Origin of the sequence: Parapedobacter tibetensis (assembly GCF_024704835.1) — a bacterium.
In the GTDB taxonomy this organism is placed as follows: Bacteria; Bacteroidota; Bacteroidia; order Sphingobacteriales; family Sphingobacteriaceae; genus Parapedobacter; species Parapedobacter tibetensis.
In genome coordinates this window covers 183,981-206,767 of sequence record NZ_JAMXBE010000012.1, presented here as the reverse complement: position 1 = coordinate 206,767, position 22,787 = coordinate 183,981, and the positions used below count along the sequence as shown (strand labels likewise).

Annotated in this window: 19 protein-coding genes; 2 read left to right on the top strand and 17 right to left on the bottom strand. The window is 42.4% G+C overall.

Features of this window, described 5'->3' with window-relative positions:
- Positions 1–244: 244 nt before the first annotated feature.
- The 16 genes from NF543_RS18505 to NF543_RS18430 all read right to left on the bottom strand — a co-directional run bounded on the left by NF543_RS18505 (position 245) and on the right by NF543_RS18430 (position 19,258).
- On the bottom strand, positions 245–841 hold the full coding sequence (locus NF543_RS18505) for a hypothetical protein (protein WP_257669669.1): 597 nt from the start codon (positions 839–841) through the stop codon (positions 245–247).
- Positions 842–1,134: 293 nt separating this feature from the next.
- Positions 1,135–3,108, bottom strand: a complete 1,974-nt coding sequence (locus tag NF543_RS18500) for an adenylate/guanylate cyclase domain-containing protein (protein WP_257669668.1) — start codon at positions 3,106–3,108, stop codon at positions 1,135–1,137.
- A complete protein-coding gene (locus NF543_RS18495) occupies positions 3,101–4,264 on the bottom strand; it encodes a DUF7005 family protein (RefSeq protein ID WP_257669667.1) in 1,164 nt (387 codons plus the stop codon). The genes NF543_RS18500 and NF543_RS18495 overlap by 8 nt, the downstream gene beginning before the upstream one ends.
- A 9-nt stretch (positions 4,265–4,273) precedes the next feature.
- Positions 4,274–7,189 carry an NHLP bacteriocin export ABC transporter permease/ATPase subunit gene (locus tag NF543_RS18490; RefSeq protein WP_257669666.1) on the bottom strand — a complete coding sequence of 972 codons (2,916 nt, stop codon included), beginning with the start codon at positions 7,187–7,189 and terminating at the stop codon, positions 4,274–4,276.
- 9 nt (positions 7,190–7,198) lie between these two features.
- A complete protein-coding gene (locus NF543_RS18485; RefSeq protein WP_257669665.1) occupies positions 7,199–9,418 on the bottom strand; it encodes an NHLP family bacteriocin export ABC transporter peptidase/permease/ATPase subunit in 2,220 nt (739 codons plus the stop codon).
- A 12-nt stretch (positions 9,419–9,430) separates the two neighbouring features.
- Positions 9,431–10,690, bottom strand: a complete 1,260-nt coding sequence (locus NF543_RS18480) for an NHLP bacteriocin system secretion protein (protein WP_257669664.1) — start codon at positions 10,688–10,690, stop codon at positions 9,431–9,433.
- A gap of 12 nt (positions 10,691–10,702) precedes the next feature.
- Entirely contained in the window at positions 10,703–12,280 is a 1,578-nt protein-coding gene (locus NF543_RS18475; protein WP_257669663.1) for a TolC family protein, read from the bottom strand.
- A gap of 61 nt (positions 12,281–12,341) precedes the next feature.
- Positions 12,342–12,863 (bottom strand): cyclic nucleotide-binding domain-containing protein, encoded by a 522-nt coding sequence (locus NF543_RS18470; RefSeq protein ID WP_257669662.1) that lies wholly within the window; start codon positions 12,861–12,863, stop codon positions 12,342–12,344.
- A gap of 168 nt (positions 12,864–13,031) precedes the next feature.
- Positions 13,032–13,277 carry a hypothetical protein gene (locus NF543_RS18465; protein WP_257669661.1) on the bottom strand — a complete coding sequence of 82 codons (246 nt, stop codon included), beginning with the start codon at positions 13,275–13,277 and terminating at the stop codon, positions 13,032–13,034.
- Positions 13,278–13,308: 31 nt separating this feature from the next.
- A complete protein-coding gene (locus NF543_RS18460; RefSeq protein WP_257669660.1) occupies positions 13,309–13,959 on the bottom strand; it encodes a helix-turn-helix domain-containing protein in 651 nt (216 codons plus the stop codon).
- 768 nt (positions 13,960–14,727) lie between these two features.
- Complete coding sequence (locus NF543_RS18455) at positions 14,728–15,927, bottom strand: hypothetical protein (RefSeq protein ID WP_257669659.1); 1,200 nt, start codon at positions 15,925–15,927, stop codon at positions 14,728–14,730.
- Positions 15,906–17,459, bottom strand: a complete 1,554-nt coding sequence (locus NF543_RS18450; RefSeq protein ID WP_257669658.1) for a type 2 lanthipeptide synthetase LanM — start codon at positions 17,457–17,459, stop codon at positions 15,906–15,908. The genes NF543_RS18455 and NF543_RS18450 overlap by 22 nt, the downstream gene beginning before the upstream one ends.
- Before the next feature lie 319 nt (positions 17,460–17,778).
- On the bottom strand, positions 17,779–18,135 hold the full coding sequence (locus NF543_RS18445) for a class IIb bacteriocin, lactobin A/cerein 7B family (RefSeq protein ID WP_257669657.1): 357 nt from the start codon (positions 18,133–18,135) through the stop codon (positions 17,779–17,781).
- Between the two features lie 34 nt (positions 18,136–18,169).
- Complete coding sequence (locus NF543_RS18440) at positions 18,170–18,508, bottom strand: class IIb bacteriocin, lactobin A/cerein 7B family (protein WP_257669656.1); 339 nt, start codon at positions 18,506–18,508, stop codon at positions 18,170–18,172.
- A 32-nt stretch (positions 18,509–18,540) separates the two neighbouring features.
- Positions 18,541–18,864 carry an NHLP leader peptide family RiPP precursor gene (locus NF543_RS18435; protein WP_257669655.1) on the bottom strand — a complete coding sequence of 108 codons (324 nt, stop codon included), beginning with the start codon at positions 18,862–18,864 and terminating at the stop codon, positions 18,541–18,543.
- Positions 18,865–18,925: 61 nt separating this feature from the next.
- Positions 18,926–19,258, bottom strand: a complete 333-nt coding sequence (locus tag NF543_RS18430) for an NHLP leader peptide family RiPP precursor (protein ID WP_257669654.1) — start codon at positions 19,256–19,258, stop codon at positions 18,926–18,928.
- A 132-nt stretch (positions 19,259–19,390) separates the two neighbouring features.
- Between NF543_RS18430 and NF543_RS18425 the strand changes: the two genes are divergently transcribed.
- Complete coding sequence (locus NF543_RS18425) at positions 19,391–20,137, top strand: DUF3667 domain-containing protein (protein ID WP_257669653.1); 747 nt, start codon at positions 19,391–19,393, stop codon at positions 20,135–20,137.
- Positions 20,138–20,167: 30 nt separating this feature from the next.
- Here the strand turns inward: NF543_RS18425 and NF543_RS18420 are convergent, their stop codons facing one another.
- The gene (locus tag NF543_RS18420) at positions 20,168–20,950 is read right to left on the bottom strand and encodes an MBL fold metallo-hydrolase (RefSeq protein WP_257669652.1); all 783 of its coding nucleotides are present in this window, start codon (positions 20,948–20,950) and stop codon (positions 20,168–20,170) included.
- Between the two features lie 116 nt (positions 20,951–21,066).
- Between NF543_RS18420 and recJ the strand changes: the two genes are divergently transcribed.
- The gene (gene recJ, locus NF543_RS18415; RefSeq protein WP_257669651.1) at positions 21,067–22,767 is read left to right on the top strand and encodes a single-stranded-DNA-specific exonuclease RecJ; all 1,701 of its coding nucleotides are present in this window, start codon (positions 21,067–21,069) and stop codon (positions 22,765–22,767) included.
- The last annotated feature ends 20 nt before the right edge of the window (positions 22,768–22,787 follow it).

The following is a 22,787-nucleotide window of genomic DNA, read 5'->3' as shown; positions in this document are numbered from 1 at the left end:
TTTTTCCACTATTAACCATAACTAATCTTAGGGAAGTCATTTGCATCATTGGCCAGTTGGGCATACATGATGTGCTGAAGACCATCGTGTTCGCTGCCCTCGGTGCGGTGGTGAGCTTCATAGTGACCCTGCTGCTACAGCACTGGCTACGCAGGCGCCAGTAGGCCTTATGCAAAACAGCGGGCGGCCCTAGTCATCGGGCCGCCCGCTTAATTATGTTATGCAAGGTCTAAAACGAATACACTTATAACGCTACTATAGCTTCTTGGTCGTCGTTTGCAGCCATTTTTTCTACCCGTTTGATGGATTGGGCAAAATACTGCGCTACCTCATGTAAGAGTGATAGCGTTTCATCGTTTACGAGCTGCGCGTTATTTTTCTTTACCTTTTCAAATTTTTTCTGCTCTTTTTTCAATTCGGCCTTCAAATGAGCCTGTAATAGGGCAATCCGCTTGCCTTCATAGGCTTCCCTTTCGGCATGCTTCTGAGCATATGTGGCTTCTATTTCTGTCATAGCCTTTTTGCTTTCCTCCACACGTATGCCCTTAGCGATGTCTTGTTGGTAGACACCTAGAAAAAAAGCCTTATCACTGTCCAGATCGGTATGGCTCCCACGGCTATTTTTTATCCGTGTTTCTTCCAGATTGTACTGATTCCAGAACACATCTACATTCCTTTGATGGAAGGCAAGCTGTTGTTTGAAAGCGTCGATGCGTTTTTGTTCATCCCTGATTTCGGTGTTGTCTGCGATTTCGTAAGTAGCGGTCTCCATGGTGGTGTTCGCCATACTGTTTCCTACTGTTGTTGCAAAGACTAGCGCACTTAATACTAAATTTTTCATGATGTTTTGTTTTTAATTTTTATCTGTTAATTTTTAAATCCATTTTTTCGAGACAGCCTTCTTTTATCTTGGGATTCCCGCAATGCCGACCCGCTGCTCATTGTTTCATGCCAGTATATTACATTACCGTTCCAAAAAATTAACAGGCTGTATTTCAGTGAAATAAATTTATTAGGCGAGTTGAGCACTGTTCGATAACGGACATTTGGTTGTTCGTATTCGTACAGGCGTACATAAATTATAATAAGGAATTGCTCGAATGCTGAGTTGCACTCGAGATGGGAAAATAGAAGTTATGGTTTCTCCGTGTTATGTCCTAAAACGGTATATATTTTCACAGGATGTTGTTTCCCTTTAAGCAGTACGGTGTCAATCGCTTTACATTCAAATTCAGTAGAAACTTGCTGGTACGTGTTTTCACATATTAATATTTTCACACCGTATTTCTTGGTTTCACTTTCAAGCCTTGCCGCCAAATTTACAGGGTCGCCGATTACGGTGTATTCATATCTTTTCTCAGAACCGATATTGCCGGAAACCACATATCCGGTGCTAATGCCAATCCCGATATTTAATTCGACATTACCATTTTGATTTTTGTTGGTTTCTTCAATTACCCTAAACATATCTAACGCACACGTGATGGCATTTACTGCATCGCTGGAGTTGGTGTAAGGCACACCGAACACCGCCATAACCGCGTCCCCGATGAATTTGTCTAAAATTCCATGATGTTTATGGATGGAAGTTACCATGGCATCAAAATACCGATTCAACAACTCAACAATTTGGGGCGCTCCCAATTCTTCTGTAAGTTTCGTGAAATTCCGTATGTCAGAAAATAGGATGCTACATTTTCTATTTTTACTCTGTAAAATGGAAAGGTCATCCTTATTTATAACCTCATTGACAATGTGTTGGGGGATGTATCTGCTTAAATTAGCATGTATTCTTTTTTCCTTGGTGACATCATGAAACACATTTATTGCCCCGATGATGGCGCCATTGGTATCTTGCATGGGGAGAATACTTAAGTTGGTGACAATATTTTTGGATTTTTCGGTCATAAATTCAAGGCCGTACTCATAATGTTTCTTGCCGGTTGCCATGGTATGGTGGCTGTGGCTTAACAGCGAAAATAGCCCGGTGTCAAGATTGTTGATTTTTCTATTGCCAAGGGATTGATTGCGGTCTAGACCAAATATCCTGTAAAAAGCACTATTCACGGTTTGAATCTTGTCGGCCTTGTCAATGGTCACGATACCATTGTCCAGGTTTTCAACCAGGATATTCAGGTAGTTTTTCATACCATTGATCTGTCTGAAAAGTTGGGCATTTTCAATAGCAATCCGAATTTGACTTGCGAAGCCTTCGAGGATTGATAAATCACTCAATTTAAACGGACCACCGATTTTGTTGATGGCCTGAATAACACCCAAAATCTGGTTATTAGAACGGAAAATAGGGATACTTAAAATAGATGCCGTTTTGTATCCTGTTTTCAAATCTATGGACGCATCGAAATGAGGGTGTTGGTAAGGATTATTCACAATACAGGGCTTGCCACTTTTTGCTACCAAGCCTACAATTCCCTTTTTGGTCCGTATAGTTTCTGTTTCAAGGCCTTTTGCATACTTGGTCCATAATTCGCCAGTATCGTCGTCCAAGAAAAACAGCGAGCTGCGATCGGCCTGGGTTATCTGGGCTGCTTTCGACATAATCAACGGAATCAGGTGGTCCAAATCAAATTCAGAAGTAACCGCTCCGAAAACATTTAAAAGTGTTGAATAGCTATTTTTGAGCTGGTCACTGGCGTGATAAAGCTTCGTGCTCTTAACGATTGCACCAATGGTATGGGCGAAGCTGCCCAGAACCCTGATGTCTTTTTCCTCAAACTCGCCACGTGTTGAATTAAGGCATTGTAACGCTCCGATAGTATTTCCTATGTCATCAAATACAGGTACGCACACCACTGATTTCGTGGTAAAATTCAGTTGCACATCCACGGAATGGTCAAATATCGGAGAACTTTGGACATCATTTTCCAGAATAGCTACGCCGCTTTCAGCCACGCGTCCTACGATACCCGTTCCGATTGGTATGCTTAATGTGAGGTTTTCAATACCTTGTGCAACGATGCTTTCCAAGATTGACAACGGTCTATTGATCAAGAAAAACGAACTTCGCTCGGCTTCTAACGCGTTGGATACATGGCCGAGCACACTATTCACCTCTTTCAATAACCGTTCAGTCTTCACATTAACCATTACTTAGTACGTTAATTTGCATGCTGTTATATGCGGCGATAAGCCTTTCAGTACCTTGTTCGCTCGACATTTCCACTAAATCCATTGAACATAGGCTTAAGAGACGTTGTACCTTATCCATCATGTCGGATGGTGTGCCGACATGTTCATCAAACAAGGCAACATGCTTGGTTGCTTTTACCAGTATTGTTTTGAGTATTTCAAGGGCTTCCGCTGCCATTGGAGGTTTTCCAAGATAGTTTTCCAGCCTTGCGCCGGCACGGTATTGTGGGTACCTCTCCAATCCGATGAATTTCAAAAACCAATCTGCATTAAATTTGCCCAACACTTCGGTGATGCCCATATAGTCGGCCAGCAACTCATCATGCATATTATTCGCCATGTGCCCGTAGTAACGGAGGGTAAAGAGGTGTGTACATTCATGAGCCAACCTGATTTCCATAGATTGTGCTAACCATTGTTCATTTGGGATGCCGAGTTGTTGGGATGAGACGCCACTATATGGCTTTCTGCTTAAAATGATAATGTTGTCTTGGTAGTTCGACTTCTGGGGCAATACAACACTTGAAAACGTTGCTTTCCAATTGCCAAAAGGATTCTCCATTTGCCATTTTTGCCGCAGCGCCTTGATCCGACCCCAGTTATTGATGCCTTTAATGAGTGCTGCACCCATTGATTTGGGTATTACCACAGGTTCGTTTTTATGCGATAGTGCCTGAATAAGACTGCAAAAATCATCGTCATTGGCCGTGGTGAGTACCGGTATTTTACCGGCTATGCTTTGATGGATTTGAAGCGTTAAAGATTCGGCATCATTGAGTATAAGGCCAGCTTGGGATGCCTTATTATTCATTGTAGTCCCGCTTAACGTGGCCGCCCGGTATTCGTCTGATAGGCTAATGCCTTGCTTGATGGGAAATTGCAATTGGGGCAAGTAGGATTTCAATGTCGAAAACACGCCATTTTTCTCAGATTCTTCTTCATACTTAGCCCAAGAAGAGACATAAGATTCATCGGGTAGTGGAAATGATAGGAAATGACTATTCCGGGATTTCGGTGTAAACTTGTTTTGAGTATAGCCAAGAACCGCTTTTATTACCAACGGATTAGTCGTATAACGCTTCAACAACTCGTATCTTTCTGTTAAGCCAGCCATGGATTTCATTCAAGCAATTTGCCTATTGGCCATATTTGAAAAAAGCCCTCCATTGTGCATGAGTTCTTGATAAGTGCCTGATTCTACGATTGAACCTTGATCGAGTACGTATATTCGATCCGCATTGGCAATTGTGCTCAACCGATGAGCAATTACAATACGCGTTGCTTGTAGGTTATCCAGGCTTTCGGCAACAATACTTTGGGTTTTGTTGTCCAGAGCACTTGTTGCTTCATCCATGAATATCAACCTCGGTTTATGCACGATAGCTCTGGCAATCATTAGGCGTTGCCGCTGGCCCCCGGAAAACGTTCCGGCGCCTTCGCTTACCACGGTATGCATTTCCATGGGCATCGCTTTTATATCTTCTTCCATTCCGGCCATCCTTGCCGCTTCCCATGCAGCATCAAGACTGAGCTCGGAATTGCCTATGATATTTTTATAAATGCTGCCCGGCATGAGTGAGCCATGTTGCAAGACCACACCGACCTGTTGGCGTACGAGATCTTTATTTAACGAGTCAAAGGCATTTCCGTCATAATAGACCGAGCCAGCTTCGGCCTCCTCAAAACCCAATAATATCCGCATGATGGTTGATTTTCCGGAACCGGATGGGCCGACAAAAGCAATCATTTCCCCCGGTTTAATTTTGAGCGAAATATCCTTCAATATCAACGGCTGGTTTTCGTGATACCTGAACGAAATGGAATTCAATTCAATCGCTCCACTTAATTCCCCAGGGTCGGCATTGTGATCCGTCGACTCAGGGGTTTCTTCCAAGATGGGTTTTACACGTTCATATAGTGTCACAACATTTAAAGAGGAAATCAAAGATAAACTCATCTTCAAGGCATCGGACAGAAATTGATTGAAGGCCGTGATAAATGCCATAAATGCACCTACAGAAATCATTGCGGCGTTTGCTGATGTGGCGTTGCTGACGGTATAGTAGATAAACGAAAAGAAGAAGATATTGGTGAGTAGGGGATAGGATTCATTAAATACCTGAATGCGATTTTGATGACTCCCTGACTTAAATCCAAGTTTCTTCAATGTCGAAAACTGATTGGCCCAAAGCGAAAATATGCGTTTCTCTGCTCCTGTAATCCGTATTTTGGTGATTCCGGAAAGAAATTCAAATAAGAAGCCTTGGATATTGCCTTGTTTGGTTGAGATATCTCGGTCGTAGGCCAACTTCAACCATCCAATGCTAGCGACAAAAATGATCGCAATAGCTGCCAAACCGACCCCTATCCAAGCCAGGCGCGTATTATAATAGAAAAGTAAACCTAAATTGACGAGCGAAAATGTACCGCTTAACACAGATGTTATCACGGTATTCGAAAGGATTTGCCGTATGGCGTTAATGCTGAGCGCCCTATTGGTTAAGTCCCCCGCCGTGTATTTCCTGAAAAAGGATACCGGTAGGCGCAGCAGGTGGTCCATGAGCCCCCCTTGGAGGTTCAGGTTGGATTTGGTTTCTACCCTAAGCTGTAAAACACCTTGGATCAACTGTAGTAGTGCTGTTATGATGCCGATCATCAGCATGATTGCAAAAACTTCAACCAACATTGTTCGGTCGGCCGTTGGAATCACATCATCGAACATAACCCCCGATAGGACGGGCACCAATAGCCCTAATAGACTTCCTATGAAAGCCGCCAGGACTAAATAGCCAGCATCTTGTTGCACACCGCGGACGGCGAAATTCCAGATTTTCTTGATCGACGCCATTTTGCCATTAAATGCAAAAAAGAACATATAGGCTACCGGCTCAAGTGACTGGGCAATGTCTTCGTTTATGGGAATATCAACAGACGTTCGGACATCCTTCAGGGTATAGGTGTTCGCTTTGCTTTGGAGCAACGCTACAGGTTGCTTCTCATCCTTGGTAAAGGCCAATAGGTGTCCGTTTTCTTCCTTCCACCAGGCGCCCCGTAAAATCACTTTTCGGATTCTAACGTTGGAAGATTGCCCAATGGCAAATAGTTGACGGGTTGGACTATTTGTATAGGATTCCATCAATTTCGGCGCTATGAACCTAAACCCGACGGTTTCTCCGATAAGTTGGCAGGTGGCTAAGACGGAATCGTCTTGGGTTGTCTTGGGTGTGTGGGTGAAGCTGCGTTTCTTTGAGCGGTCTTTGTCCACAATGGCTCCCAGTTCCTGCAATGTGGTATTCAGGGTTTCATCATCGGCATATATTTTATTGACGATCCGATCCTTTTCCTTAGTTTTCGCCGACTTTTCAACGTCAATTACCTGCTTATAGAAGTATTCTTGGATGTCGTTCAACGCGAGCATGAAAAAAATATCATCTGCTACTACTGCCCTTGTATCCAGCACTTTCAATTTGACATCGTTACCCAAAGCTTTTATCCATAGGTTACGGCCTACAGGGAATGGATAGGGATATTGCGCTGTGGAATCGTATGAAATGGAACCTGCATATTTAAGTACATCTCCCTCGACTTTACTGCACCACACGATATCCTTGGGAGGATAAGCAATTTCATGTTCTGATAACATGATGTCCATACCTTCCTTTAACGGCTTATAAACACGGGGAATGTTTTCTTGAATCAGTTTTTCGGATAATTTCTGTATCCATTTATTGATGTAGAATTTTAGAAACTTATGGTCTACATTCATCAATTGGTTTTTATCCAATTCGATGAGCTTGGCCTCAGCTCCTTGCGCAACGAGTTTGATGCCGCGTTCCAGCGGGCGTGTTAATAGGCTGAATAGAATTTCTCCCTTTTTGGCGCTATATAGGTGATGTAGCTGGCTGCAGTAGTTTCCATTTTCGTCAACACTCACATAAAACACATCCACTTCACCCGCGACAACCATCCAGCATTTATCATGGCTCCCCAAGACCAAGGAGTTGTTTGCGCCCAAACTGATTTTTTTTCTTTCTGACATACGCTGATATTATTTTGAACTGATCAAATCGGCATACAGCCCGTTTTGGGCTAGCAATTCAGTATGTGTTCCCCGTTCTACAATCTTTCCGAATTTCAGCACGATGATTTCATCGCAATCCTTGATCGTACTTAGTCGATGTGCCACAATCAGGCAAGTGCAGCCTCTTCTTTTGATATTGTCCATGACCGATTTTTCCGATGTAGGGTCTAGTGCACTGGTTGCTTCATCCATGATCAAAACCGATGGGTTGAGCGAGAGTGCTCTGGCGATTTCCAGCCGCTGGCGTTGTCCACCACTGAAGTTTGTGCCACGTTCGGCCACTTCGCTATCATAGGCACTGTGCCGGGCGGCTATGGTTTCGTGGATCGCAGCATCATGGGCAGATTTTATGATCTGGCTTTCCGGCATTTTGGTGTCCCAAAAGGAAATGTTTTCTGCTACAGTACCCTTAAACATTAATACCTCTTGATCAATAACTGCCACGGATTCATTGACGAAATGTCGCGGGATATCGGTCCTTGCCTTCCCATCGAATCGTATCGATCCTGACCACGGGGTATAGAGGCCGGCTACCAAGCGTGCAATGGTAGACTTTCCACTGCCGGAACCGCCAACCAATGCTACCCTACGGCCCGGCTTTAGTGTCAAATTAAAATCGGCTATCAACGCGGGCATCGTTGTCGTGTAACCAAAAGACAGGTCTCTGATTTCTACATGCCCGATAAGTTTAGCGGTGCTTTCAGCTGCTTCTTCTTCGCGCTGTTCGTTTGCTGTTGTATCTATAGGGTTTGAGTGCTCTTGCTGGGTAAACTCCTCTGATATCCCATAATTCAAGACATCATCGATCCGGTTCATGTCGCCGTCGGTCTCTTGCAGTAAACTGCCAACAGAGACCAGTTGGTTGACGGGACGAATGAAGTTGTTCATCAGGTACAGGAAGGCGACCAGCATACCCAGTGTCATATGGCCATCCATCACGCGCATCGCACCAATGCCCAAAACCAAGGTTGTGGTCAACGAGGTGAGCAATGGCGGGATAATATTCAATTTGATGGTCAGCCAGCCCAATTCCTGCTGTGCATTGATTACCTTGGCTAGGTAACCAGCCCAATTCATGAAGAAATCATTTTCTCTCCCGGAGGCCTTCAAGGTCTCTATCATACTTATTCCAGAGGTGGTGGTGCCGAGCAGCTTGCCATTTTCATTGATGAGACGCCGGTTGCCGTCTTTTCGCGCTCTTGAGACAAGTCTTAAAGCAAAGACATTAATGGCCGCCATTGCAATGCCTATCGTGGTTAGGACCACATCGTATGAAAACATCAACATGGCGTAAAAAATTACAACAATGACATTCAGGAATGCCGTGGCAAGCTCACCACTCAGGAGCCTCGCCACCTTGTCGTTTAGTGTTACCCTATTGCCAATTTCGCTGCTGTATCGTTGCGTGAAGAAGGCAATGGGCAAGTGGAATACATGCCACAGGAATTTACTGGAGGTGGTTAAGGCAAGCTTGGTTTCCAATCGGAGTAGATAGTATTGCTGAATGTATACCAAAGCTGAATTGATTAACAGAATGCCACCCATGACCAACAGTAATGGCATCACAAACCCAGTAACTTGATTGACCAAATACCGATCGATAAAAACTTGGGTAAATGAGGGGATGATGAGCCCCGGGATAACCAAAAATAAGCTAGCCAGGATAATGAAAATAACACTTGATTTGGAACTGGAAATCCGGGTAGCTAAGGATGGTATTAAACCAGTCTTTTCATTTCCTTTTTCAAACCCCTCGCCGGGTTTGAAGGTCATTACAACACCGGTAAACGCTTCGTCAAATTCTTGATGGCTGACCTGATACCGTCCTTGTGCAGGGTCACTCAGGTAGACTTTATCTTTTGTAAACCCTTCAATGACTAGGAAATGATTGAAATTCCAAAAAACGATAGCAGGCATCTCCATTTCCTTGAGCTTCTCAATGGACTTGGCATAACCTTTGGCTTCCAATCCGTACTCCCTGGCAGCTTTTAATAGGTTGGTAGCTTTGAGGCCATCTCTGGAAACGCCACAAGCAATTCGCAATTTTTCCAAAGGGACAAATTTGCCGAAATACCCTAGCATGATACTCAATGCTGCTGCACCGCATTCAACGGCTTCCATTTGGAGTACCGTCGGTGTCTTTACGCGATGGCCATGTTTCTTAAGCTTCAAGACATTACTTATCATGTTTAGCGGTATTTAATATAGATCAAAGAATTTCTTAAGCGCTGGAACAACAATGGTAATGGGCGGTTCTGATTTGACGGTTACCTTTCCCAGGCATGATGTGCCCTCTTTGATTTGCACTTTGGGGCCATTAGCTGAAGTCCATCGAAAACCGCTATAAGCGGCGGTGTCTTTTTCAAATTTTACATGAACTTCAAACGGCGCTCCTACCCCCAATAGGCTTTGAACCAATTGGTCATTTTTGACCGAAGTCATCATGCCTTTTTGGGTAATCGGAAAATCCGATACATAGGTAACCGTACCCTTCATGAACCCGAAATCTTGAGGTTGTATGGTTGACGGCGCTACCAATGCTTCCATGCCAACTTTTATTTTTTTCCCATCCTGAGACGGTATATAAAGTACCCCGCGCAAATCACCTGTAAGTTCATCCTGATTTTTGAGTTTGAACAACGGTGCCCCTTGTGCCACCATGATCCCTGCATCGGTCAACACTTCTACTACTTCGCCTTTATAAGGGCTTTTTATGTTGGATTGTATGTCGTATCGCTCCAGTAGCTGCTCAATATTCCTTTCGGTTTGTGCAATACGCTGTTTGACTAAGTTGACTCGCTGGCCAGAATCAAAATCCAGGTTTAGTTTTTGTGAAGAAGTTTGTGCTGATTGCGCTTTTAAGTTCTCGATTTGGTTGATGGCTCCTTCAATCTGCTGTTCTGTATTGATTACTTGGGAGGTGGTAATCAACCCCTTCTTGAGTAGGTCTTTTTCGGTATCGAGCTGATTTCTGAGAAATTCCAGTGTCTTTCTTTGGGTTCCGATTTGCAATTGGATACTTGATTGCTGTTGGCGGATAAATTCATTTTGCAACTTGGAATCTTGTGACCCAAAGGATTTCAACCGCTCCAATTCAAACTGCTGCTCAACCAAGAGTGCTTTGGCTTCCTCGATTTGCTGGGATATTTGCGGTTGTTCGATCTTGGCAATGACGTCACCCTCCTTGACTTGGTCACCGATCTTCACTTTCAAACTGATGAGTTGGCCTTGCGATGTAGACACCACTTCATGAACTTCACCGCCCAACAATACGCCTACCACGTTAAGTTTGGTTTTTACGTTCCCCCAAAACGACCACGCAATTGCTGTCGCTAAAAGAACGGCGATGGCTGTGAGGGTAACCCAAGCCCTCGGCTCGGTGACTTTGATCAGTTGGTCCAATTTCTCTGGTGTGGAGAGTTTTTCCAATGCCGCTTTTCTAAAAAATGGTGTAGACATACCGCTATCGTTTTAATGAATACTAGGTATTGTATAAAATGCTGTTCGTTCAATCGATTGTATTTCTTTGCCTGCCTTCATCGAAATGAGTGTGCCGGTTTCATATCGAAGATTGATGATGGATACAGCAAATTGCTGTTGTGCCGTTAGGTATTCCAATTGCGCGAAGGTCAGGCGCTCTTGAAACAAAATGAGGTTCAGTAGGGTGGTCAGACCATTCTGGAACCTTACCTGCTCATTGTCGAATACCTCTTGGTAGTATTCCAGTGTTTCTTTAGCTTTTTCAAGTATCGACACGCTGTTTTCAAGGTTGTTTAATGCGATGCTAACATTCAAATCGATGTTTCTCAATAGATTTTCATAGGATATGTTCTGGTCGGTCAAGGCGATTTTGCTTTTTGCTAGATTGGCGAGGGCTAAATTATTGTTGACCGGCAATGAAAATGTAAGGCTTAGGCCTATTATGTGGTTGCGTCCTTGCCTGTTTCCAAACGTGTTAAAAAAGCGATCCACGCCACCACCTACAGCCGCTCCTCCATAGGTATAAAAGCCAGCTAGGTCCAATATCGGCAACACGGCATTCTTAGTGGCTGAAAGCTGAAGTGCTAGGGCATCTTGAGTATTTTGAAATGCTTGGATGTCACTTCTACGGTTCCTGGCCAATGCCATCATAGATTCAACGTCGACCTCTTCATTGAATCGTGACGCTACAATGGCTGGAAAGTCATTTGTAGGATTTCCTATGGATCTACTTTGTGCCTCGTTTAGCCCGATGGCCCTACCCAAATTTACCCGTGCGTTGTACAAGTTTTGAAGAGCCACAGTTGTCTGCCGTTCCTGCTCAGCGAGGTCGGCCTTGATTTGCACGAGGTCACTTGCCGGTTTTTTATCCGCTTTAACGAGTTCTTGGGTGATTTCCAGGACATTTCTGACCCGGTCTTCGTTTTCCCGGAAGATTTCCAAACTTCTGAATGCTCCCAAATACTGCCAGTAGGTTGTTCCCATCTGCAGCACTTCAAAAGCCCCATTTAATTCGAAATTTTGATAAGCGCTTTCCACATCCAGTTTGGCAGCGTTTTCAAATGCGGTGTTTACCTTTACACTGTTGCCCCTTAATAAAGGCTGTGTAAGGGAAAGGGTAGTCGATGTAGCATGGTCTGAAACATTTGGCCCTACCTCTTCATTGTATGTGTTGAATGGGAAGTTGTCATATACCCGAGAGTAATTAGTGCTAATATCGGCTACCATCCCAGTGCGTAGCTTTTTTTGCATGGCCACATAGAAATCAAGGTTATTGGTTTTTAAATTGGACGTCAAAAATTGCTGACGTGGATCTGCATTAAAAGGTGTAAGGTTGTTCCTGCTGGCATTGATACCAGATGACAACTGATAATCGAAAGTGCTCCGTTGTGTACGCAGATTGGCCTCAGCTTGGTCGATTTCCAACGCATTTCTTTGGATAAGTGGACTCTTTGATAACGTCAATTCGGATAGCATGATTAAATCTCCCTCAATAGCCGACTGGCCAAACGTACCAAATGGTAAAACCAATAAAAAGATGCAAAAGTGTATACCTGTTTTCAAATTCATAACGTGGTTTGGCGTAAGGTGAACACCTATTCTTACCGTAAAAAAGGAGTGATCCAGCTTATTATACCTCAGCGAATTTCTTTAGGATCTGGTCAAACCTAGCCCCTGCTTGTGCGACACCTTCAAGAATGTTATGGTCTATGAGGTCTGCTTCTTCTGGTATGCCGTATCCCAATTGGTCCGTGGTTTTACGCAACCTATTGGATAGAAAGAGTGCCAGTGCATAATAGAAATTGGCTCTAAACTGGATATCGAGTTGCATGCGTTCAGCGATCAACGTACGGGAAATCGCATAGACTTCGCAGGGCACCGTTGCCATTACGGATACAGATGGAGGCCTGGTTTCCAAAAAGGACATTTCTCCTAAAATCTCACCTGCGCCAACTGTAGCAATCTCATTAATGTTGGTAATACCGTCTCGGATGGAGAGTTGTCCAGCGAGTACGATGTAAAGATTTTCAATCTCCTCATCCCTGTGGATCAATACATCCCCGGCTTTTACGGATGCTTTATGACCGTTGTTGATCATCCATTCGATGTCCAGATCATTCAGTTGGCCTAATAAAAAAAGTACGCGTTTCATTCGTCTCCATGTTAATGATTTCCAAAGGGGTTACGATACCATAACCGTTTTTTACTCCATTCAAATGTAGGTAGATAAGCGAATGTGAAACTGTCAAGAAACCTGTCAAAACTGACAAATACGATATATGGTAGTGACTTTAATGGTTTGCTTCGGTAACCGAAGCTTTTATTTGAGCATAGAAATACCGGGTGGTTTTGCTGGGATGTTTAAATAGATGATTGAAGAATCGGACTGATCTTCCACTACTACCCGCATTCCTTCCGGCAAATGGCTTGGCTTGCCGGTTACTTTTTCAATGGTCTCTACGGGGGATGCAATAAACCGCTTTTTAAAGGTTGGGTTTTTCCAACAAACCTTAATCAGATAGGCGATCAATTGTTGGCTTTGCCGTTGTCTTTTTGTCAGTTCCAAAGCTGAATGCACGAGTTGCCTTTAGTCCTACCTATTTGGGAAGCAACTCCCTGGGCATGATACCATACTGGTTGTGGAACATTTTTGAAAAATAATAAGTATCACTAAAACCTACGGCATAGGCTACTTCTGCTATCGTCCTATACGCATAATCTTCTAGCAGATTTTTAGCTTTATGCAACTTTAATATCCGTATGTATTTGTTTGGTGTTAGGGAAAGGAATTTCTTGATATTACGGTGCAATTGACGTTCACTTACGGAGACTTCGAATGCCAAGCTAAACAAGTTGATTTGGCTTTTCTTTATCTCTTCGAAAACTACATGTTCCAAATTCATTAGCCAGGTTTGATCGGTCTTGGAAATCTTTTTGGGGTCAATGCTATCCGAACACATAGCCTGGACGTGAGGGAGCGTTTCATACAATTCAAATATCAACGGAGCCTGTTTTTGAACGTGGCGCGTTGAAGCATGTTTAACAACTTCATCGATTAAATCTGCAATCATCTTGCTGTTTTGTAAAGTCACCTCTGCTGCTGTCTTATGGGAATGATGATTCCGGGTTCGTTTAGTAGCTACGTCATTGGCTGCTATAATGGATGACAGCGGGTTCTTAATGCTGTCGACCAATTTCAACAGGGTGTCTGATGATCTCAAGTCTGTAAGGGTATTTTGGCTATCCATAAGCTTGTTTGTGATGTGATGATGTTGTTCTACATTTTTGTTCGCTACTCCTTATTCATTTAATGGTTTGGTGTCCTGTGTATTGATTTAAGAAAACTCTTTTTGTGTTGTGTGGTTGTTTCAATTGGTGTTTTACTTTCCAAGCTTGCGTAAAATCCTTTACGCTAACATCTCTAATAGATTAAGCATTTGTCAATTTTTTGATGAGGAAAGAAACCTGCTGCCTATACACCACAAACCACCTGCTGCCCTAATTTTATTTTGTCAGCATCATTACCTAATGTGATGTCAAATCCTCAAAACTTCATGTTTCCAAGTGTTTTTTAATAACTTGATTATCATATTGGGTTTTTTAACTTGATTATTTTTGTATTGTTAAAACTACTTATGAATAATGGTATAAAACTGACCACTAAACTGTCAAAACTGACAAGCTATGGGGTTCTTGCTGAAGCTTTGGTAGTCAATATTATATATATCAAGTATCGAAGGTTATTTTGTAGAAAAAATCCCTGTAATCAGGTATTTTAGACTATGTTTAGCCTGTGTCAATATATTCATGGCGATTACCATTACTTAGCTTTGCAAAAGCTAAGTTAGTATGGTTGAAATGTTGTCTTAATGCGTGACTTATATCCGCGTAGGTTTTCAGTATAATTGCGGGGGTGGAATGATTATTTGTATGGGACACCGATTCCAACTCCGGTTAGAAAACATGCGGTAAGGAGGATAACGGTTGTGGGAGTACTATATTAGGAACATACGCTTTTATGCCAAGGCGTATTGAATAACTTTTTCCATTTTAAAATTTGACATGGTTTCGTTTATTTCAATTTGTAGTTTGTCCATCATGTCATAATCTGTTAATATATTTTTCTCAAATTTATTCACCATTTCGAGAAAAATATTCCAATAGTTAGGATTATCATTTGGGTGAGGTATGTGACCAGAAACACCAAGTTCCTGTAACCTTAGTGCTATGTCTTCTCGGTCGTAACATTGAGTACCTATTGTTAAGGAAGGTACCCTGTTCATTATTGGGTAATGGTACATTCCTGAACCGCATTGATGAATCACTAAATTTGAAATCCCGCATATATAGTTTAGGGGAAGCAGTTTATTATAAAAAACCGCTCGCTTGTAGGTTTCGTTTATTTCACAATCACAGGTCGTAATAACAGCGTAGTTGCGCTTTGCAAAGAACGCTATAAAATTTGCTATCGGCGTTTTGTCTATTGTACCGGTAGTGATAAAAACAATTGGTTTTTGTTTATTGATATCTAGAAATTCATCCAATCTATTCGATAGATTCTTCGAAGGTTTATCCATAACAATCAGCGGCCCGGAATAGAAATAGGATTCCCGATCTTCCATGTTCTCCGGTAAACGTTCGATTGTAGGTATTCCAGGAATAATCTTAACTTTTGGTTTTGCGTATTGTTGCAAAAAGTACGAATCGGAATCATTAAATGTAGGTACCTCTAAATTGTTCCGATCTGAAAAGAAATCAGATTTTTGAATATAACCGCCTTTCTGTAGTGAATGTACATGACTACTGTTTCTAAATCGCTTATCAATTGATCTAAAAATCCCGGTTCGCTGAATTGAAATTCTTGGCAGTTGGTTTTTCTCAGCGATCAGCGGAGTAAAAAAAGAAGTATCTTCGATAATCAACGATGGCTTTGCCATACCAAAAGCCCTATTTTCCATTTCCATGACATACGCTTTTGTCCGCAAAGCATGATCGGACGTAAGCAGATGCTCTTCAAAATCATAAGCTAAAGGCATACAGCGTATGCCGTGCATCACGAGGAATTTCTGTGCGCGACTATTAACCAAAAACTGATTGTTGATTCCGGCAATATTGCTTAACCACCGATGATGTAAAACATACAGCGGAATCAAATGCGAGAGTCCACCAGCAAAGTAGGGTATAGTTAAAATGTTCATCTGATTGTCGTCAGCCATTTTGTAATGTGTTCGATTTGTTCGTTTTTGTGATGAATCGATAAGGAACGAACCCTACGCTTAATGTTTTCAATACAATGATACCTGAAGATTTTAAATGACTTATCTTCTTCTAAATGACAAGCTAAACTGTCAAGATTAAATAAAGGGATGTTGCCAGCTAATAGTTGCTCCATCTCGCATTTGAGGATAAATTTATAATCGCTAAAATTTCCTTTCTGATAAGCTTTTGACATCAATTCATACAATTTTGATCGGTATGTCTCAAAACTCGACATAAAAGACGCACTTCGCATGTACTTCAAGATGCTGAAATATACAAAAGAGGGTCTCCATACATAACGGATTTTCCGATTATCAAAGAATTGTATTGGGGAATTGCAAGATATTAACTCTTCTCTCGAATCCATAAATACATCGTAGGTGGCTGAAAAACCGGCTATAAAAGAATTCTTGTAAGCATTAGCAAACACATGGGTATCCTTATATAATGGTACGTTATCTTTCACCAGTTTCCTGAAAACAAAACGGGTATTTCTCCTAGAATCAATGGTATTCGGGTCAATTACTTTCTTCGCTAAATCCATAGCTTCAACATTTCCTTTGCTACCATATCCGGCATACGCTAAAGGAATACCTGTGTGTCGGCTAACGATCAACATGCTTTCCAGCACCGAAAAATGAGGCACGTTGTGCTGATCATCCCACGTCCGGATGGATTGATTTGAAAGGACCGGCTGGATGATCGTTTCGTGATCGACAATAACCGGATTACTTCCCGATGCGATGATGTTTTCATAATGGCAGTCTTTGCTTCCCAAAAGGAGGGTAACTGCTAAGAGTATTCCTGCTTTGTAATAATACTCCTGCAATTCATCGGGAGACTTGGCTGCCCGATAAGGAATAAACTCCAGCCAGCCGTAACTCCCGCAGTTCAGACATTTTATCGTTTTCAGATCGGTAGTTAATTTGCGATTAACCCAGTCGATAAATTGGTTGTATGAAATCGCTACATCAATATTCCTGGGTTTGTATATCAGCTTTGTACCATCAGCCAACGTAATTAAGGCAGTACTTTCTCCACGATGCCCATCACCAAGGCCTGTGTCTATGTCCTCAATGATGATATTTTTATTAGTTTCTAAAGAGAAAACTTCTGCAATAACATAAAAGTCTTTACTAAAATTTGAAAATATATTTTGTATATGTTTTAAATAGTTATTTGCAATGGTTTTTAAGATGTTATCCAGGACGGGGTATTTAACTGCCAATACTAAATTGGTTGTTTCTACAAACTCCTGATAGGTGCCTGTTTCATTGCCTTTAAAATATGCTAACTCCTCTTGCAACGTTATTTCCGCAACTAAACTGAGCTCCTGCAAAAGAGTTAGATGAAGTTTGTCGATTAACTCATTGGATGCATTTATCTGTTCCAGGTCATATAAGAAACGCTCAGCATAAGACAGCAGTATATCGACAAACGGAATCTTGTCAGGCTCATTTCTGACCAAATATTCTGTACTGTTTTCCATACGGGTGCGTAACGATTATTCATCGCTTCTAAATTATTTATCTACTTTTTTCTTCTTCTTAAACAGAATAATCAAGACATAGATAAACGTAACAATATATACGACATCCAACCACGTTTCTTTGAACGTAAATGTATTGAAATCGAAATCTTTATATATTGTGATTCCTAATATTATAGCGACTATGATAAAAGGTAAACTTAAATTTCTATTACTCATAATTCATGCTAAAAGTTGATCCGAACGATGAAAACTTTTTAAAACAACTACCCATGAGGAGTAGTTGTTTTAAAAAGTAGTAAAGTTAAGAAATTAAATTTTAACCTCTCATATAATCAACAAGTGCACATACACCAATACCGAGAGCCACACCGGCAACATATGCAGCAGGAGTCACTCCGCCGGCAATCGTCTCCAATTGTTCTTCGGTTAACTCAAGCTCATTTATATCAATTTTTGCCGGAATATTGAGATAGATTACCGATTCATCCGTTTGATCTTCTACAACTACTCTTTTATCATCAAAGTTTGCTAATTTCTTTCCCGTAACCTCCTCAATTGCTGCTACAGGATTTTTTACCAATTGCTCTTTGAACGATGCACTTTCCCAAGCCTTCTGGGTAAGGGTTTTCATCAACTCTGCACCTTTTTCCTGTTGTTCTAATGTGATATTCATTTTTTTTTAGTTTTATATTTACATTATTTGTTCTTTAGTCACCGGTTGCCGCCCAAACCGCAACTCCGACAGCAAAGCCATAGCCAACTGCTATAAATGTTGGGGTAATCCCACCCGCTACCTGTTCCAACTGCTCTTCAGTCAGCTCCAGCGTATCAAAGTCTACTTTTCTTGGAATATTAAAGTAAACTGTAGACTCATTTGATTGGTCTACTACCACCATTTTTTGTCCTTCGGGTAAATTAATCTTATGACCCGTTAATTTTTCCATTATTTCAACTGGATTCGCCATCAACTCACTCTTAAATTGGGCGTCTTCCCATGCTCTTTGTACGACTTGAGCATTCAACTTTTGTTCTTGTGTAACTTCCATGATTTTTTGATTTTATGTTGTTTATTAACTGATTATAATAACCGAAATATGGGAAACGTAGGAAAGGGAAGTGGGAAACATCCCCCATCTATAACCCCGCCTGCCACGGCTTCTAATTGTTCCTCATTCAGCTCCGCATCCAATTCTGGCTTTGCCGGAATGTTGATGTAGATGACGGATCCGATGGTTTGATCACGTACCACTAGTTTTTTCCCTTCGGGCAGTTCGATTGTTTTACCGGTAAGTTTTGCAATAGCGGCTACCGGATCGGCAACCAGTTCTTGTTTGAACGCTTCGTCTTCCCACGCCTTGTTGACAATGGTTTGAATTAGTTTTTGCTCTTGTGTGAATTCCATGATACGATAATTTTAATTGTTTATAAAAAGATTACTAAATGATATCATATAAAAGTCGTTTCTACCGTATAATTACGGGTATTGTGGTGAGTTTCGGTGGGAGCACCATGATGATATCAAGTAAGGCGCTTCCCCCGGCCACAGCTTCGAGTTGCTCCTCACTCAATTCCATATCGTCGAAATTCCGCTCGGCCGGGATGTTGATGTAGATGGTGTTCTCATCTGTTTGGTCTCGTACCACCAGGGTTTTCCCCTCTGGTATTACAACCCGTTCGCCGGTTAACTTCTCAATGGCAGCCATAGGATTGGCAATTAGCTCTTGTTTAAAACCTTCATCTTCCCATGTTCTGTTGATGATGGTTTGCATCAGTTTTTGTTCCTTAGTCAATTCCATGATTAATCGATTTTAATTGTGTAACTAATTACGATGTAAAATTATTTCTATATTTATTGACAGAAATGCCAGAAAGACTGAGAAAATGATTTTTTGTCGAAAATCCCATGAAACACTAAATTTAAACTAGAAATGAAGCAATGCTTAAACTGTAATGCCGAGATACGGGGGAATTATTGCGCAGCGTGTGGCCAAAAGGCATCCACCCATCGTTTTTCTTTGAAGCATATTTTCTCTCACGATTTTATCCACGGCATATTTCACTTGGACAAAGGGATACTCTTTACGGCCAAAGGACTGCTTTTAAGACCGGGACATAGCATCCGGGAATATGTAGCAGGGAAACGCGTCAGGCATTTTAACTATTTTACAATGCTTCTTATACTGATTGCGCTCTCTTATTATATCAGTGGACTTGCCCGTATCCATACGTCGGATATCGTGTCGTTCGAGGACAACGAAATGCAGGAGGAACGTGTAGAATTCTACCGTGGCAAGGTCAAGTTAATTTCGCTCCTCCTGATTCCAGTGTTGTCATTGGTAAGCTTGCTGATGTTTAGAAAGAGCAGGCAAAATTATGCCGAGCATTTAGTATTGAATGCGTATCGGGCGGCTGGAGAGATGCTAATTACGATAGCCTTTTACTACATTCCGTGGATTTTTATCACTACTGTAAATACTGCTGTAACCGTGTACTACTTTTTTAGCGCTTCGCTCCCATGGGTGTATTTCGTTTGGTTTTACCAACAGTATTTTTCACCGTTTTACCGTAACCAGTGGTTACTGTTTTTAAGGGTAGTGTTATGCATGTTGATTGCTTATTATGTTAGCTTCGTTGTGTATGAACTGTTTTTTTTGAACAGAGATGTGATTAAATAAGGCATCACGCCGGCAAGCGGCTTCAATGTGCTATTTACCCACCGCATCCACCAATCGGTAATCCCCATCTTCCTTCGCTTCGGGGCGCCCAATGGCGATATTGGTAGAATGGTACATCAGGAATACCCAATCCTCGGCGCATCCCTGCTCCCAGTATTGCTGGCGGAGGGTCATGGACTTGCGTCCGTCGAAATCGTATTTGGCAGCGAAATTTCTGAAGAACTGCTCCGGTTCGGGAGCTTCATCCCCCCCGAAAAAGAAATGCTCCCCTCCGGTGCGGATGTGGAAGACCTGGTGGTGTGCGGTATGCCCGCCCGAAACTTCGTAACGGATTTCGTTATTCAATGCCCCATCGCCTTCTACCAGCAACAGGTTGCCGCTTCGTTGCAGTATATCAAAGATTTCCGTCTTATATGAATCGGATTTGCCGCTGTATGCATCCTCCCATTCGCCCCGCTGGATAACATATTCGGCTTCGGGGAATGCCAAGCGGATATTCCCGTTTTCGCCGGTGACCATACCACTTGCATGGTCTTTATGTAGGTGCGACAAAAGCACATACCTTATGTCGTTCGGGTCAAAACCTTTTTCGCGGATATTGTCATGTAGCAAAAGTCCGCCTTCTTCGTTGGTGAATCCCAAGCCAGTATCCAGCAAGAGGAGTCCGCCCGCTGACTCAATGAGGAAAGGATGGACATGGATGAATAGGGAGCCAGGGCGGTCTTTCTTGTCGTGCTGTGTTGGATCGAAAGGAATGAATTTTTTCGACGAGTCTACGGAAAAAGAGCCTTCGTATAGGGAATATGCTTGCATTTTTATATTGCGTTGAACCTTTGTACGTTATAAACTGAGTGGTGGAGCCGGTATCCCCAATGTTAGGTAAATACCTTCCCAAACTGTATCTTTACGCGTTCGTAGCGTGCTAAGATATGCAAAAAAGATGGGCAATAGCTTCTTGCCATAATCAGATAGCGTCACAAAAACTTCAAGTAGAACTTGGTATCCGTGCCGTGTTGGCCAATCTTTTGGTCAATAGGGGTATCGGAAGCTTCGAAGAGGCAAAGCGCTTTTTTCGGCCTGATTTGTCTTCACTACACGACCCGTTTCTGATGCGTGACATGGACAAAGCCATTGCCCGTATTGAGCAGGCCATCGGCAACAATGAAAAGGTACTGATTTATGGCGATTACGATGTGGATGGCACTACTTCAGTAGCGGTGGTATACAGCTTTTTCAGGCAATTCCATTCACGCTTGGAATATTACTTGCCTGATCGTTATATTGAGGGGTATGGGATATCCACCCAGGGTATCGACTATGCTGCCGAGAACGGCTTTTCATTGATCATCGCATTGGATTGCGGCATCAAATCGCTGGATAAAGTTACTTACGCCCGCCAGCAGAACATTGATTTTATCATAGGCGACCATCACCTTCCGGGCGAATGCTTGCCCGACGCGGTGGCTGTGCTTGACCCTAAACGTGAAGATTGCGCTTATCCATACAAGGAACTTTCAGGTTGTGGTATTGGGTTCAAAATCATCCAAGCCTTTATCCTGAAAAACAACATGGATATCAATGATTGCTATCAATACCTTGATTTGGTAGCCGTGAGCATCGCATCAGACATTGTGCCCATTACGGGTGAAAACCGTGTGCTGACCCACTACGGCCTCCATAAGCTCAATACCAATCCCTGCTGTGGATTGCAGTCATTGATCGATCTATCTACCCATAAAAACAGCCATTTTACAGTTAATGACATTGTTTTCCAAATTGGCCCCCGTATCAATGCAGCAGGGCGGATAGATCATGCTAAAGACGCTGTGAAGTTATTGATTTCAAAATCATTGCAGGAAGCGGTTGTATACAGTGCCAGCATCGATGTGCAAAACACCCAACGGAAGGATTTTGACCTCCGCATCACGGAAGAGGCATTGGCAATCATTGATGCAGACGAGGTGCTTAAGCAACGGAAAACCACCGTGGTATTTAAGCCCGACTGGCATAAGGGGGTCATCGGGATTGTGGCATCACGCCTTACTGAAAAATATTACCGCCCTACCGTAGTACTTACCCAAACCAATGGACATGTGGCCGGTTCGGCCCGTTCGGTGCTTGGCTTTGACCTGTATGAGGCATTAAGCGCATGCAGCGATTTGCTTGACCAATTTGGAGGGCATAAATATGCCGCGGGACTGACCATGAAGCCAGAAAATATTGAATCATTCCAACAACGTTTTGAAGAAGTGGTCTCGGCAAGTATCCGCCCAAGTATGCTCCAAAAGGAAATTTATATCGAAGCGGTATTGACATTATCGGATATCGATGCTAAATTTTTCCGGATTTTGAAACAGTTCGAACCGTTTGGCCCGCAAAATGAAGGGCCATTATTCCTTAGTAAAAAGGTATATGCCTGTGGGCAGGCGATGATCGTAGGGGGCAACCACCTTAAGATGACCGTTATGCAGGAAGGAACAGTCGGTTTTGATTGCATAGGCTTTGGGCTGGCAGATTATGTGGATGTGATCAATACAGGCAAGGTTGTTGATATATGCTATACCATCGAAGAGAACGTATGGCGCGATAAGCGCAATCTTCAGTTGAATTTAAAGGACATTAGAGTTTAGTGATTTTAGATTTTAGTGTT